This is a genomic window from Pengzhenrongella sp. (assembly GCF_036565025.1).
In the GTDB taxonomy this organism is placed as follows: Bacteria; Actinomycetota; Actinomycetes; order Actinomycetales; family Cellulomonadaceae; genus Pengzhenrongella.
Map to the genome: position 1 here is coordinate 1 of NZ_DATCNW010000447.1, position 15,100 is coordinate 15,100.

A 15,100-nucleotide genomic window follows, 5' to 3' on the forward strand; every position below is an offset into this window, starting at 1 on the left:
GGCTGTCGCTCCGGTCGAGGTCGTCCCCGAGGCGCCCGTCGCCGAGGTCGTCGCTCCGGTCGAGGTCGTCCCCGAGGCGCCCGTCGCCGAGGCTGTCGCTCCGGTCGAGGTCGTCCCCGAGGCTGCTGCCCCCGAGACCGACGAGGCCGCGAAGTCCGAGTAGGACGCAAGCACACTCGCAACTGGCATCGACGAAGGACGGAATTCTGATGGCGAACTACACCGCCGTTGACATCAAGGCGCTCCGGGAACGCACCGGTGCGGGCATGCTCGACGTCAAGAAGGCGCTCGACGAGGCGGACGGCGACGCCGAAAAGGCGCTCGAGCTCATCCGAGTCAAGGGCCTCAAGGGCGTCAGCAAGCGCGAGGGCCGCTCGGCCTCCGACGGTCTGGTGGCGGCGGAAGTCACCGCCACCCCGGACGGCGAAGGCCAGGTCGGAGTCCTCGTCGAGGTCAACTCCGAGACGGACTTCGTGGCGAAGAACGTCACGTTCCGTGGCCTGGCAGACAAGGTGCTCGCCGCGGCGATCGCCTCGGGTGCCCGCGACGCGGACGTGCTGCTCTCCAGCGAGGTCGACGGCACCACGGTTCAGGGACTGGTCGACGACACTGCGGCCACCCTCGGCGAGCGGATCGTCGTGCGCCGGGTGGCGCGCGTCGCCGCTGAGCACGTGGCTGTCTACCTGCACAAGGTGAACAAGGACCTGCCCCCGCAGGTCGGCGTGCTCGTCGGTACCGACGCGGCCGGTTCCTCGGTCGCCAAGGACATCGCGATGCACATCGCGGCGTACTCCCCGGTCTACCTCACTCGGCAGGACGTCCCGGCCGAGACGGTCGTCTCGGAGCGCCGGATCGCCGAGGAGACCTCGCGCAACGAGGGCAAGCCGGAGCAGGCGCTCCCGAAGATCATCGAGGGTCGCCTGAACGGCTTCTTCAAGGACACGGTCCTGGTGGACCAGGCGTTCGCGAAGGACCCGAAGAAGACGGTCGCCCAGGTGCTCGCCGAGGTCGGCGGCACGGTCACCGGCTTCGCGCGGTTCCGCGTCGGCGCCTGATCTGACGTAGTTGGGGGTGGCCCCGGTCCTTCGGGACCGGGGCCACTTCCGCAGCACGGCTACGCCACGGCGGGGCGAACCAGCAGAGCGCACGCAGCAGGCAGCACGATGCAGGCAGCACGGGCAGCGGAGACAGCAAGTGGAGGACACGTGGCGCAGGAACTCGATTTGACGGCCATGCAGAGCGCAGGGACCGTCCGCGGCGCGTCAGCCACCCGCCGGGTGCTGCTCAAGCTCTCGGGGGAGACCTTCGGCGGTGGGGCCATCGGCCTCGCGCCCGACGTCGTCCAGCGAGTTGCGGCAGAGATCGCGGTCGCGGTGCAGGACGGCATCCAGGTCGCCATCGTGACCGGCGGCGGGAACTTCTTCCGCGGCGCCGAGCTCTCCCAGCGCGGCATGGACCGGGCCCGCGCGGACTACATGGGCATGCTCGGCACCGTGATGAACTGCCTCGCGCTGCAGGACTTCCTCGAACAGGTCGGCGTGGACACCCGCGTGCAGACCGCGATCACCATGGGCCAGGTGGCCGAGCCGTACATCCCGCTGCGCGCGATCCGGCACATGGAGAAGGGCCGCGTCGTCATCTTCGGTGCCGGCGCCGGCATGCCGTACTTCTCCACGGACACCGTCGCGGTCCAGCGTGCGCTCGAGACGCACTGCCAGGAGGTCCTGATGGGCAAGAACGGCGTCGACGGTGTCTACAACGCCGACCCGCGAACGGACCCGTCGGCCGTCCGGCTGGACCACGTCACGTACAACGAGGCGCTGCTGCAGGGCCTCGAGGTCGTCGACTCGACGGCGTTCAGCCTGTGCAAGGACAATGGCGTACGGATGCGCGTCTTCGGCATGAGTGAGGCCGGCAACGTCACTCGGGCCCTGCAGGGTGAGAAGATCGGCACGTTGGTCACTGCCGACTGAGCTCTCTCAGGCGAGGTCGTCCGGCAGCCACGCCCCACATCACGCGATTCATGCGAACTAAGGAGCACCGGTGATCGACGACACCCTCCTCGAGGCCGAGGAGAAGATGGACAAGGCGATCGAGGTCGCCAAGGAAGACTTCGCAACGATCCGAACCGGTCGTGCGAGCGCGGCGATGTTCACGAAGATCTTCGTCGACTACTACGGCAGTCCGACGCCGCTGCAGCAGCTCGCGTCGTTCAGCACCCCCGAGGCGCGCACGATCCTCATCTCACCGTTCGACAAGTCCTCCATGGTGGGCATCGAGAAGGCGTTGCGCGACTCCGACCTGGGCGTCAACCCGACGGACGACGGCAACGTCATCCGCGTCGTGCTGCCCTCCCTGACGGAGGAGCGCCGCAAGGACTTCGTCAAGCTCGCCCGGACCAAGGCCGAGGATGCGCGCATCGCGGTGCGCAACATCCGCCGTCGGGCCAAGGACGAGCTGGACCGCATCGCGAAGGACGGCGAGGCGGGCGAGGACGCCGTCGCGCGCGCCGAGAAGGAGCTCGAGGGACTGACCAAGAAGCGTGTCGAGGTCATCGACGTCGTGCTTGCGGCCAAGGAGAGCGAGCTGCTCGAGGTCTGATGACAGAGCTCGCCCACCCCGCTGTTCCACAGGTCACGCGCTCCGGCCGCGACCTGCCGGTGGCGACCGCCGTCGGCCTGGGGCTGCTCGCCGCGGTGGGCGCGTCGCTGTTCGTCCGCAAGGAGGTCTTCGTCGGGATCGCGGTGATCGCGGTCTGGGCGTCCCTCTGGGAGCTCGACCAGGCACTCAAGCGCCGGGACATCCACCTGCCGCTGTTCATGCTGCTGGTGGGTTCGACCGGGATCCTCGTCTCGGCGTACGTCGCGGGCAGCGAGGCGCTGCTCGTCGCGTTCATGCTCACCGCGGGCGGCCTCGTCGTCTGGCGGGTGCTCGGCCTCGGCGACGGGCCGGCCGCGTTGCGGGACCCGACCGCCGCGCTGCGGGACTCCACCGCGGGGATCTTCGCGGCCGCGTACCTGCCGTTCCTCGCCGGCTTCGTGATGCTCATGCTCTCGATGCCCGACGGCGCGCTGCGGGTGCTGCTGTTCGTGCTGCTCGCCGTGGCGAGCGACGTCGGCGGGTACACCGCGGGCGTCCTGATCGGCAGGCACCCGCTCGCGCCGTCGGTCAGCCCGAAGAAGACCTGGGAGGGGCTGGCCGGGTCGGTCGTGCTGTGCTGCGCCGTCGGAGCGGTCGGCTATCGCTGGCTGTTCGGGTCGAACCCGTTGGTCGGGGTCGCCCTGGGCCTGGCGACCGTGACGACCGCGATCGTCGGCGACCTGTCCGAGTCGCTGATCAAGCGCGACCTCGAGCTCAAGGACATGGGCAGCCTGCTGCCCGGCCACGGCGGCGTCCTGGACCGCCTCGACTCGATGCTGCTGACCGCGCCCGTCGTGTACCTCGTCCTGCTGGTGTCCCTGCCAGTGGGCGACTGAAAGGGAAATTCGTTGACTGTGCCCACCACCGCCCCGAGGACCGCGACGCCGGTCGCCCTGGACTTCTCCGCGAGCCGGCGTGGCCCGCGCGGCAAGCCACCGCGACACTTCGTCGACCTGACCCCCGCCGAGCGCGTGCAGGCGGTCGAGGACCTGGGGGAGAAGCCGTTCCGGGCCAAGCAGCTCGCGACCCACTACTTCACGCACCTCACCGCCGACCCCGAGGCGATGACGGACCTGCCCAAGGCCAGCCGCGACGTGCTGGTGGCCGGTCTCTTCCCGCCGCTGCTCACCGCGGCGAAGACCATGCAGGCCGACCGCGGCACGACCGTCAAGACCCTGTGGAAGATGTTCGACGGCGCCAAGGTCGAGTCCGTCCTGATGCGGTACAAGCACCGCTCGACGCTGTGCGTCTCGAGCCAGGCCGGCTGCGGGCTGGCGTGCGCCTTCTGCGCCACCGGACAGCTCGGGCTGACGCGGAACCTGTCGACGGCGGAGATCGTCGAGCAGGTCCGCTCGGCCGCGAGGTCCCTGGCCGACGGCGAGGTCGGTGGCAGCCCGACCCGCCTGTCGAACATCGTGTTCATGGGCATGGGCGAGCCGCTCGCCAACTACCGGTCCGTCATGGAGACGGTGCGGCGGCTGATCGCGCCGACCCCCGACGGGTTCGGGATGTCCGCGCGCAACATCACGGTCTCCACGGTCGGCCTCGTCCCGGCCATCACCAGGCTCACCAATGAGGGCATCCCGGTGACGCTCGCGGTCTCGCTGCACGCGCCCGACGACGAGCTGCGCGACGAGCTCGTGCCGATCAACACGAAGTGGAGCGTGGACGAGACCATCGACGCGGCGTACCACTACTTCGAGGTCACCGGCCGGCGGGTGTCGATCGAGTACGCGCTGATCCGCGACATCAACGACCACGGCTGGCGTGCGGACCTGCTGGGCGAGAAGCTCAACGCCCGCGGGAAGGGCTGGGTGCACTGCAACCCCATCCCGCTCAACCCGACGCCCGGCTCCAAGTGGACGTCGAGCGACCCGGCGGTCGAGGCGGAGTTCGTGGCCAGGCTGCGCGCGCACGGCATCCCGACGACGCTCCGCGACACCCGCGGCAGCGACATCGACGGCGCGTGCGGGCAGCTTGCCGCCGAGGAGGACGCGTGAGCGAAGGCATGTTCAAGACCGTCTCGCGCCTGAGGTCCGGCTACGCGACCGATGAGGTCGATGAGTTCTTCGACCTCGCCCGGCGGGCGTACGAGGGCAAGGAAGCCAAGCCGCTGACCGGTCACGACGTGCGCGCGACGGCGTTCGACATCGTGCGCGGCGGGTACGCCACCGGCGCGGTCGATTCCGCCCTGGACCGCCTCGAGGCCGCGTTCATCGCCCGGGCGCGACAGGAGTTCGTGGCGGCCCACGGCCAGCAGGCGTGGATGGAACGGCTCGCGGACGGCGCGCGGTCGCTGTACGGGCGCCTGACCAGGTCCGACGGCGAGAAGTTCGTCCGCCCCCATCGCGGCGCCGCCGGGTATGCGCCGGCCGACGTGGACGCGCTCTGCCACCGCCTGGTCGGCTACTTCGATCGGGGCGAGCCGCTGTCGGCCCATGACGTGCGATCGGCGACCTTCCGGCGGCGCTCGGGCGGGGCCGGCTACGCCGAGGGGCCCGTCGACGCGTTCTGCGACCGAGCCGTCGAGGTGCTCCTCGGGGTCGAATAGCACCCCAGCAGAACAGGTCAGATCGCAGGGCGCCCGGTGGCTACCGGGCGCCCTCTGTGTTTGTCTGCGAGGCTGTTGACAACCAAAGACAAACACAGATAGTGTCGGGCAAGGCCAAGAACGCCGGGCCTGATATCCACTCACCGTTGAGGAGGCCCCGTGTTCGCCGAAGAGCGTCAGCTCCTCATCGCCGTCCGGGTGACCGAGGCGGGGCGGGTCACCGTCAACGAGCTGGCGGAGCGTTTCAACATCACCCGGGAGACGGTCCGTAGGGACCTGGACGCCCTGGAGAGCGCGCGCCAGCTGCGCCGGGTGCACGGCGGCGCCGTCGCGATGAACCGGCTGAGCATGTCCGAGCCGAGCATCACCGAGCGCCAGACTCAGCACCAGGACGAGAAGGCCCGGATCGCGGCGGCCGCCCTGAAGCTGGTCCCGACCAGCCGGACCGCCTCGATCATCCTGGACGCCGGCACCACGACCGAACGCCTCGCCGAGCGGCTCGTCGACTGGACCCCGGCCAGCCCGGACGACCGGCTCCTGGTCATCACGAACGGTCTCCCGATCGCGCTGAAGCTCGCCGTCAACGACGATATTCAGGTGCACATCTTGGGGGGGCGGGTCCGCGGCTTGACCAGCGCGATCGTGGGTTCCAGCACGACCGCGCAGCTCGAGGCCCTGCGCACGGACATCGCGTTCGTCGGCACCAACGGCGTCGACGCGCAGTTCGGGTTCAGCACCCCGGACTCGGTCGAGGCGGCCGTCAAGACCGCCATGATCCGGTCCGCCCGCCGCGTCGTCGCGCTCGTCGACTCCTCCAAGCTCGGCGAGGAGTCGCTGGTCCGGTTTGCCAGCCTCCGCGACGTCGACACCCTCATCACCGAAGTCCCCCCATCCGCGCAGCTCGCCGCAGCCCTGGCCGCGGCCGACGTCGAGATTGTGATCGCATGATCATCACCCTGACCCCCAACCCCAGCCTCGACCGCACGATCGAGCTCGCCGGCCCGCTGGCCCGCGGCGACGTGCAGCGCGCGGTCGCCGCCCACCAGGAGCCGGGCGGCAAGGGCGTCAACATCGCCCGCGCGCTCGAGGTCTCCGGAGTGCGGAGCCTGGCGATCCTGCCGGGCGACGACGAGGACCCGGTTCTGCTGGCGCTCGAGGAGCAGAAGATCCCGCACCTGGGCCTGCACATCGGCGCCCGGCTGCGCAGCAACGTGGCCATCACCGAGCCCGACGGCACCACCACCAAGGTGAACGAGCCGGGACCGGAGCTCACCGCGGCGCAGCAGCGCGCGCTGGTCGAGCTGGTCCTGGAAAAGGCCGAGGGCGCGCGCTGGCTCGTGCTGGCGGGTTCGTTGCCGCCGGGCGTGCCGGCCGAGTTCTATGCGGAGATCACCGACGAGCTGCACCGCCGGCACGGCGTGAACGCGCCCAAGGTCGCGATCGACTCCTCGGGGGCACCGCTCGCCGCCGCGATCGCGTCCCGCCCCGACCTGCTCAAGCCGAACGCCGAGGAGCTCGCGGAGCTCACCGGGATCTCGGACGGCGACAGCCTGGAGGCCGACCCGCACCTGGCTGCTGACGCGGCCCGGAAGCTGGTCGCCGGCGGGGTCGGCGCGGTCCTGGCGACGCTCGGCTCCAAGGGCGCCGTGCTGGTCACCGCGGACGGCTGCTGGTTCGCCCAGAGCCCCAAGATCGTCGCCGTCAGCACCGTCGGCGCGGGCGACTCCGCGCTCGCCGGCTACCTGCTGAGCGACATCGCGGGCGCCTCGCCGGCCGACTGCCTGCGCCAGGCCGCCGCGCACGGCGCGGCCGCCGCCTCTCTTCCGGGATCTACCGTCCCGGCGCGCAGCGAGACAGATCCTGATGCCGTCACCGTGACGGTGTTTGCTCCTACATCCAATGGAGGATGACCAAATGAGTGCCTTGATCACCCCGCAGCTGGTGGCTCTGGACCAGAACCTCGGTTCCGATCCATCCACCGTCATCCGCAAGCTGGCCGAGCTCGTCGTGGCGGCAGGCCGCGCCACTGAGGTCGAGGGCCTGTACGCGGACGCCATCGCCCGGGAGTCCAAGACCGCCACCGGTATCCCCGGTGGACTGGCCATCCCGCACTGCCGCTCGACGGCCGTCCTCGAGCCGACCCTGGCCATGGCCAGGCTGACGCCCGCGGTCGACTTCGGGTCCAAGGACGGTCCCGCGGACCTGGTCTTCTTCATCGCGGCGCCCGCCGGCGCGGACACCGAGCACCTCAAGCTGCTCGCCAAGCTGGCCCGGTCGCTCATGAAGAAGGACTTCACCGGTTCGCTGCGCGAGGCGAAGTCGCCGGACGAGATCGTCGAGCTGGTGACCGCCGTCGTCAGCCCCACGCCCGACGCCGCCGCGGCTGCCGCCACCGAGAGCGCCGCGGCGGACGCCGCGGCGAGTGCGGGCCGGTCTGCGGACGCGATCAGCCTGGTCGCGATTACCGCCTGCCCCACCGGTATCGCGCACACCTACATGGCCGCGGACGCACTCGCCGCCGCGGCTCGCGAGGCCGGCGTCGAGCTCCACGTCGAGACCCAGGGCTCGGCCGGACTTACCCCGCTCGACCCCGCAGTCATCGCGGCGGCCGGCGCCGTCATCTTCGCGGTCGACGTCGATGTGCGCGGCAAGGAGCGCTTCGTCGGCAAGCCGGTCATCAACGCCCCGGTCAAGCGCGGCATCGATGAGCCCGCCAAGATGATCGCCGAAGCCCTCGCGGCGGCCAAGAACCCGAACGCGCGACGCGTCACCGGGGGCCTTGACCCGGGCGCCGACAGCGACGAGGCGGGTGAGCACATGGGCCAGCGGGTCAAGCGCGCGCTGCTCACCGGCGTCAGCTACATGATCCCGTTCGTCGCCGGTGGCGGTCTGCTAATCGCCCTGGGCTTCCTGCTCGCGCACTACCAGATCGCGCTCGGCACTACTGCGGACGATGTCATCAAGGGCTTCACCCTCGCCCACCTGCCTCCGCAGGGCCTGCTCTACTTCCTCGGTGCGGTGCTCTTCAAGATCGGCGCCCTGTCGATGGGCTTCCTGGTCCCCGCGCTCGCCGGGTACATCGCCTATGCGATCGCGGACCGGCCGGGCATCGCGCCCGGGTTCGTGGCCGGTGCGGTCGCGGGATACATGGGTGCGGGCTTCCTCGGCGGCATCGTCGGTGGACTGCTGGCCGGTGTCGTCGCGAAGAGCTTCGAGCGGCTCAACGTTCCCCGCTGGCTGCGCAGCCTGATGCCTGTCGTGATCATCCCGCTGGTCGCGTCCATCGTGGCGTCCGGTGCGATGTTCCTGATCCTCGGCGGCCCCATCGCGGCGGTCACCAAGGGGCTGAGCTCCTGGCTGACCGGCATGAGCGGCGTGAGCGCCATCGCGCTGGGCGTCATCCTGGGCCTGATGATGGCCTTCGACCTCGGCGGACCGGTCAACAAGGTCGCCTACGCGTTCGCCGTCGCCGGCCTGTCGGCCGCGACCATCGACAACCCGGCGCCGTGGAAGATCATGGCCGCCGTGATGGCCGCCGGGATGGTCCCGCCGCTCGCCATGGCCTTGGCCACGGTGCTCGACAAGAAGCTCTTCAGCCTCGCCGAGCGCGAGAACGGCAAGGCGGCATGGCTGCTGGGCGCGTCCTTCATCTCCGAGGGTGCCATCCCGTTCGCCGCCGCCGACCCGCTGCGCGTGATCCCCGCGAGCATGCTGGGCGCCGCGACGACGGGCGCGATCTGCATGGCCGGCGGCGTGACGTCGAAGGCCCCGCACGGTGGGATCTTCGTCTTCTTCGCGATTGGTAACGTCGGGCTCTTCATCTTGGCGATTGCCGTCGGTGCGGTGATCTCGGCGCTGGCCGTCATCGCGCTCAAGCGGTACGCCGTCAAGAAGGAGCCGGCCGAGTCCCAGAGTCCCGCGCTGGTCTCCGCCTAGGCTTTCGACAGGCTTCCGGACAAGAATCGAGGACGTTCCGTGCAGAACTTTTCAGGTGTTGGTGTCACTCCCGGACGCATCATCGGCGTCGTGCGTCAGATGCCCAAGCCCGTCAGTGAGCCACCGGCCGGCGAGAAGCTGGCCGCGTCGACGACACCCGAGCAGGCAGCGGACGCGCTGCGGACGGCCTCCAAGACCGTCCAGGCGGAGCTGAAGCGACGGGCGGCGGGTGCCGAGGGTGGCGCCAAGGCGGTCCTGGAGGCTACTGCGCTGATGGCTGCGGACCCGATGCTCATCAAGTCGGCGATCAAGCTGATCAACAAGGGCACCGGGCCCGAGCGGGCGGTCTGGGACGCCAGTGCGTCGGTCGCCGAGATGCTGCACAACCTCGGCGGCTACATGGCGGAACGGGCGACGGACGTCCTGGACGTCCGGTCCCGGATCGTCGCCGAGCTCCGGGGGGTGCCCGCCCCCGGGATCCCGGCGTCCGACGAGCCGTTCATCCTGGTCGCCGAGGACCTCGCCCCGGCAGACACGGCGACCCTGGACACGAAGAAGGTCCTCGCGCTGGTCACCTCCAGCGGCGGTCCCCAGTCCCACACGGCGATCATCGCCCGGGCGCTGGGGCTGCCGGCCGTCGTCGCCGCCGCCGGGGTCGAGGAGCTCGCCGACGGCACGGAGATCTACGTCGACGGGGCCGCCGGGACCATCTCGGTGGGTCCGGACGAGGCCCAGGTCGCCGCGGCACTGGCCTGGACCACGACGGCGTCCGCGCTGTCCCGCTTCGACGGGAACGGTTCGACGTCGGACGGGCACCTGATCCCGCTGCTGTCCAACGTCGGGGGAGCCGAGGATGCGGTCAAGGCCGCAGCCGCGGGCGCCCAGGGCGTCGGGCTGCTGCGGACCGAGTTCTGCTTCCTCGGCAGGGACAAGGAGCCGTCGAACGAGGACCAGGTCGCGGCCTACAAGGGCGTGTTCGACGCCTTCCCGGGCAAGAAGGTCGTCGTCCGCACCCTGGACGCCGGCGCGGACAAGCCGCTGCCGTTCCTCACCGATGCGACCGAGCCGAACCCTGCGCTCGGCGTGCGGGGCTACCGGACGGACTGGACCTCGCCCGGCGTGCTCGAGCGCCAGCTCAAGGCGATCGCCACGGCCGCGGAGGGCTCCGAGGCTCTGGTGTGGGTGATGGCGCCGATGATCGCGACGGTCGACGAGGCCGAGCACTTCGCGGGCATGTGCGCGGCCGCCGGGCTGAAGACCCCCGGGGTCATGGTCGAGGTGCCGTCGGCTGCGCTCACGGCCGAGGCCATCCTCGGCAAGGTGGAGTTCGCCAGCCTGGGCACGAACGACCTCAGCCAGTACACGATGGCCGCGGACCGCCAGCTGGGCACCCTCGCGGCCCTGAACAACCCCTGGCAGCCCGCGGTGCTCCAGCTGATCGGACTCACCGTCGCCGGATCGGTGGCCGAGGGGCACAACAAGCCGGTGGGGGTGTGCGGGGAGGCTGCGGCCGACCCGGCCCTCGCTGTCGTGCTCGCAGGGCTGGGTGTGTCTACCCTGTCGATGACGCCCCGCGCGCTGGCCGCCGTCGGCGCGGTGCTCGGGAGCGTCACCCTGGATGAGGCGCGGGAGCTGGCGAAGGTGGCCCTCGCGGCACCGAGCGCGACCGAGGCCAAGGCGAGGGTCCGCGCAAAGCTGCCAATCCTTGACACACTCGGCGTTTAGCTCACCACGACCAACACCCGCATCACCACCCACCGACGACACAGGAGCAACCATGATCGAACGTAAGGCCACCATCGCCAGCCGCGTCGGCCTGCACGCCCGGCCCGCCGCGATCTTCGCCGAGGCGGTCGGCGAGCAGCCGATCGAGGTCACCATCGCCATGGACGGCGAGCCGGCCGACGACGCGATGGACGCCTCAAGCATCCTGTCGCTGATGAGCCTCGGCGCCGCCAATGGCGACGTCGTCGTGCTCCGCGCGGAGGGCGACGAGGCGCCCGCCGTGCTCGAGACTCTTGTCAAGATTCTTGAAACGGACCACGACGCGGTATAGTGTAATTCGATCTACTGCTGAAATGCTGGCCGCCGGTGAATCCGGAGGTCAGCATTTTAGTGTCACGAAGGTTTCCTAGGGCTCCCTACCGGATCTGAAGCTCCTCGCGCACGGTCTATTCCGTCCGGAGCCGAAAAACCTTCGCCGACGATGTCCGGCCGCAGGTGGACCGCTGTTTTCTCCCGCGATCCGCCGGCGCGCAGCCGTACCGCACGACCTGACTTCACGGAAGAAGCTCACATGCCCAAAGACAGCAGCATGTCCAGCTCAATGACAGGCGCTCCAGGCGCCGCAGGTAAGACCAGGAAGCCACGGCTCGAGAGCCGTCGTCTGCATTTCAAGCACATCAACATCGTCAACCCGGGCCGGCTGCGGAAAGCCCTGGGCGGCACGATCGTCGGAAACACGATGGAGTGGTTCGACGTCGGCGTGTTCGGGTACCTGATCACGACGATGGGCCCGGTGTTCCTGCCGGAGGCCGACAAGTCGGTCCAGACGCTGTTCCTGCTCGGGACGTTCGCGGTGACCTTCATCGCCCGCCCGGTCGGTGGGGTGTTCTTCGGCTGGCTCGGCGACAAGGTCGGCCGCCAGCGGGTCCTGGCCTGGACCCTCATCATGATGGCCGCGTCGACGTTCGTCGTCGGCCTGCTGCCGGGGTACGCGCAGATCGGCATCTGGGCTGCCGTCCTGCTCGTGGTCACGAAGCTGATCCAGGGCTTCTCGACCGGTGGCGAGTACGCCGGCGCGACCACGTTCGTCAGCGAGCACTCGCCGGACAGCCGCCGCGGGTACTTCGCCAGCTGGCTGGACGTGGGCAGCTACCTCGGCTTCGCGCTGGGTGCCGCCGTGGTGTCCGTGCTCCAGCTCACGCTGGGCCAGCACGAGATGGAGGCCTGGGCCTGGCGCCTGCCGTTCCTGATCGCCGGCCCGCTCGGCCTGATCGCGATCTGGTTCCGGAACAAGATCGAGGAGTCCCCGGCCTTCACCGCCGCGCAGGACGCGCAGGAGGTGGCCTCCGCCTCGAACGCGACCGCGTCCGAGGCCGACATCAGCGCGGAAGCGTCGCTCAAGACCCCGGTCGGCATCTTCAAGGCCTACTGGCGCGGGATTCTGGCGTCCATGATCTGCGTCGCCGCCGCCAACACGGTCGCCTACACGCTCACCTCGTACATGCCCACGTACCTCACCACCAACAGGGGCTACGACGAGGTGCACGGGACGTTGCTGACCATCCCGATCCTGGTCGTCATGTCGCTCGCGATCCCGTTCGCCGGGCGCCTCTCGGACAAGATCGGGCGGCGTCCGACGATGTGGATCGGCGCCGGCAGCGCCGTGGTGCTGTCCATCCCCGCGTTCCTGCTGATCGGTGACGGCAAGGTCTGGACCACCATGCTCGGGCTGGCGATGATCGCCTTCCCGGTCGTGTTCTACGTGTCCAACATCGCCTCGGCGCTGCCGGCCCAGTTCCCGACCGCCAGCCGGTACGGGGCCATGGGGATCGCGTACAACTTCGCGGTCGCGATCTTCGGTGGCACCGCGCCGTTCATCATCGCGTGGCTCATCGACAGCACGGACGACCTCATGATGCCCGCCTACTACCTGGTGGGCACGTCGTTCGTCGGTGGGATTGCGATCTACTTCCTGAAGGAGTCCTCGCAGCGTCACCTGCCGGGGTCGATGCCGAGCGTCGACTCCGTCGAGGCGGCCCACGACCTGGTCGCGAGCCAGGACGACAACCCGTTGCTGGACATGAACGAGCTGCCGTTCGACCACACGTACGAGCCGGCCGACGCGGTCGAGATCGTCGCCGACGAGCTGCCGGATGCGGAGCCCGTCAAGGTCTGATCACTCGCATGTGAGCGACGCAGAACGAGGGGCGCCCGGGCAAACCCGAGCGCCCCTCGTCGCACTCCGAGCCGGGCGCGACGAGGCGTCGCGGTGCTCGCAACGCCGGTCAGGATTATCGAAAAGTCCCGTGGCGCGGTACACTGGGGATTGATCTGCCGCTGAAATGCTGGCCGACGGCTCGTCCGGGGGTCAGCATTTTTGGTGTCACGAAGGTTTCCTAGGGCTCCCCAACCGGATTTGAAGCCCCTCGCGCGCGGAACATTCCGTCCTGAGCCGAAAGACCTTCGCCGACGACGTACGGCAGTGCCCAGACCGCTGTTTTCTCCCGCGGTCTACTCGGTGCTCGACTGTGCGTCGCTATGACTTCACGGAAGAAGCTCAACATGCCCGTAGACAACAGCATGTCCGGCTCTATACCAGGCGCTCAAGGCGCCGCAGGCAAGACCAGGAAACCACGGTTGCTCAGTCGCCGTCTGCACTTCAAGCATGTGAATATCGTCAACGGGTCCAAGCTGCGCAAGGCCCTGGGCGGCACCATCGTCGGAAACACGATGGAGTGGTTCGACGTCGGCGTGTTCGGTTACCTGATCACGACGATGGGTCCGGTGTTCCTGCCGGAGGCCGACAAGTCCGTCCAGACGCTGTTCCTGTTCGGGACCTTCGCGGCGACCTTCGTCGCCCGCCCGGTCGGTGGGGTGTTCTTCGGCTGGCTCGGTGACAAGATCGGCCGCCAGAAGGTACTGGCGTGGACCCTGATGCTGATGGCCGCGTCGACGTTCGTCGTCGGCCTGCTTCCCGGCTACGCGCAGATCGGTACCTGGGCCGCGGTGCTGCTGGTGGCCACGAAGCTGATCCAGGGGTTCTCCACCGGCGGCGAGTACGCCGGTGCGACGACCTTCGTGAGCGAGCACGCGCCGGACAGCCGCCGCGGTTTCGTGGCGAGCCTGCTCGACATGGGCAGCTACCTGGGATTTGCTTTCGGTGCGCTTCTGGTGTCCGTGCTTCAGTTGACCCTGGGCCAGGAAACCATGGTCGCCTGGGGCTGGCGGCTGCCGTTCCTGATCGCCGGCCCGCTCGGCCTGATCGCGATCTGGTTCCGGAACAAGATCGAGGAGTCGCCGACCTTCCAGGCGACGCTCGACGCGCAGGGCAACGCGGCCGCCGCGCCCTCCTCGGAAGCGTCGTCCGAGATCGACGCCGAGGCCGCACTGAAGACCCCGCTGGGTATCTTCAAGGCGTACTGGCGCGGGATCGTGACGGCGATGATCTGCGTCGCCGCGGCCAACACGGTCGGGTACACGCTCACCTCGTACATGCCGACGTACCTGACGACCAACCAGGGTTACGACGAGCTGCACGGCACGCTGCTGACCATCCCCATCTTGGTCATCATGTCCGTGTGCATCCCGTTGACCGGGCGTTGGTCGGACAAGATCGGGCGCCGTCCGGTGCTGTGGATCGGGGCTATCAGCACTGTGGTGCTGTCCATCCCGGCGTTCCTGCTGATCGGTCACGGTGCGGTCTGGACCACGCTGCTCGGCCTGGCGCTGGTGGCCTTCCCGGCCACGTTCTACGTCGCCAACCTCGCCTCGGCGCTCCCGGCGCAGTTCCCGACCGCGAGCCGCTACGGCGCCATGGGGATCGCGTACAACTTCGCGGTCGCCATCTTCGGTGGGACCACGCCGTTCATCATCGCGTTCCTGATCGACTCGACCGGCAACGACATGATGCCCGCGTACTACCTCATGGGTACCTCGGTCGTCGGCGCCATCGCGATCTACTTCCTCAAGGAGTCCTCGCAGCGTCACCTCCCGGGGTCGATGCCGAGTGTCGACTCCGTCGAGGAGGCGCACGACCTGGTCGCGAGCCAGGACGCCAACCCGTTGCTGGACATGAACGAGCTGCCGTTCGACCACACGTACGAGCCGGCCGACGTCATCGTGGCAGACGTTCCGGAAGCGGAGCCCGTCAAGGTCTGACCCGCTCGCTGGCCGCTCACGTGAGCTGACCAAGAGGAACCCGCAACGTCCGAGCGTTGACGTCCTATAGGACGTCAACGCTCGGACGTT

The 15,100-nt window shown here is 69.3% G+C and carries 13 protein-coding genes; all 13 read left to right on the forward strand.

Annotation, left to right across the window (positions count from 1 at the left end):
* Positions 1-209 precede the first annotated feature (209 nt).
* The 13 genes from tsf (at position 210) to VIM26_RS25355 (ending at position 15,010) form a co-directional block, all read left to right on the forward strand.
* On the forward strand, positions 210-1,055 hold the full coding sequence (gene tsf / locus VIM26_RS25295; RefSeq protein ID WP_331956096.1) for a translation elongation factor Ts: 846 nt from the start codon (positions 210-212) through the stop codon (positions 1,053-1,055).
* A 177-nt stretch (positions 1,056-1,232) separates the two neighbouring features.
* Complete coding sequence (pyrH, locus tag VIM26_RS25300) at positions 1,233-1,973, forward strand: UMP kinase (RefSeq protein WP_331956107.1); 741 nt, start codon at positions 1,233-1,235, stop codon at positions 1,971-1,973.
* A 70-nt stretch (positions 1,974-2,043) separates the two neighbouring features.
* Positions 2,044-2,601: a ribosome recycling factor gene (gene frr / locus VIM26_RS25305; protein ID WP_331956097.1), complete on the forward strand. Its 558-nt coding sequence runs from the start codon at positions 2,044-2,046 to the stop codon at positions 2,599-2,601.
* On the forward strand, positions 2,601-3,476 hold the full coding sequence (locus VIM26_RS25310; protein ID WP_331956098.1) for a phosphatidate cytidylyltransferase: 876 nt from the start codon (positions 2,601-2,603) through the stop codon (positions 3,474-3,476). Before frr ends, VIM26_RS25310 begins: the two co-directional genes overlap by 1 nt.
* A gap of 18 nt (positions 3,477-3,494) precedes the next feature.
* On the forward strand, positions 3,495-4,640 hold the full coding sequence (gene rlmN, locus VIM26_RS25315; protein ID WP_414696581.1) for a 23S rRNA (adenine(2503)-C(2))-methyltransferase RlmN: 1,146 nt from the start codon (positions 3,495-3,497) through the stop codon (positions 4,638-4,640).
* Positions 4,637-5,191 carry a DivIVA domain-containing protein gene (locus tag VIM26_RS25320; RefSeq protein ID WP_331956099.1) on the forward strand — a complete coding sequence of 185 codons (555 nt, stop codon included), beginning with the start codon at positions 4,637-4,639 and terminating at the stop codon, positions 5,189-5,191. The genes rlmN and VIM26_RS25320 overlap by 4 nt, the downstream gene beginning before the upstream one ends.
* A 159-nt stretch (positions 5,192-5,350) precedes the next feature.
* On the forward strand, positions 5,351-6,139 hold the full coding sequence (locus VIM26_RS25325) for a DeoR/GlpR family DNA-binding transcription regulator (protein ID WP_331956100.1): 789 nt from the start codon (positions 5,351-5,353) through the stop codon (positions 6,137-6,139).
* Positions 6,136-7,101 (forward strand): 1-phosphofructokinase family hexose kinase, encoded by a 966-nt coding sequence (locus VIM26_RS25330; protein WP_331956101.1) that lies wholly within the window; start codon positions 6,136-6,138, stop codon positions 7,099-7,101. The genes VIM26_RS25325 and VIM26_RS25330 overlap by 4 nt, the downstream gene beginning before the upstream one ends.
* Positions 7,102-7,105: 4 nt before the next feature.
* A complete protein-coding gene (locus VIM26_RS25335; protein ID WP_331956102.1) occupies positions 7,106-9,127 on the forward strand; it encodes a fructose-specific PTS transporter subunit EIIC in 2,022 nt (673 codons plus the stop codon).
* Between the two features lie 39 nt (positions 9,128-9,166).
* Complete coding sequence (gene ptsP / locus VIM26_RS25340) at positions 9,167-10,852, forward strand: phosphoenolpyruvate--protein phosphotransferase (RefSeq protein WP_331956103.1); 1,686 nt, start codon at positions 9,167-9,169, stop codon at positions 10,850-10,852.
* A 52-nt stretch (positions 10,853-10,904) separates the two neighbouring features.
* On the forward strand, positions 10,905-11,183 hold the full coding sequence (locus VIM26_RS25345) for an HPr family phosphocarrier protein (protein ID WP_331956104.1): 279 nt from the start codon (positions 10,905-10,907) through the stop codon (positions 11,181-11,183).
* 240 nt (positions 11,184-11,423) lie between these two features.
* Complete coding sequence (locus tag VIM26_RS25350; RefSeq protein WP_331956105.1) at positions 11,424-13,028, forward strand: MFS transporter; 1,605 nt, start codon at positions 11,424-11,426, stop codon at positions 13,026-13,028.
* A gap of 386 nt (positions 13,029-13,414) precedes the next feature.
* Positions 13,415-15,010: an MFS transporter gene (locus VIM26_RS25355; RefSeq protein WP_331956106.1), complete on the forward strand. Its 1,596-nt coding sequence runs from the start codon at positions 13,415-13,417 to the stop codon at positions 15,008-15,010.
* The last annotated feature ends 90 nt before the right edge of the window (positions 15,011-15,100 follow it).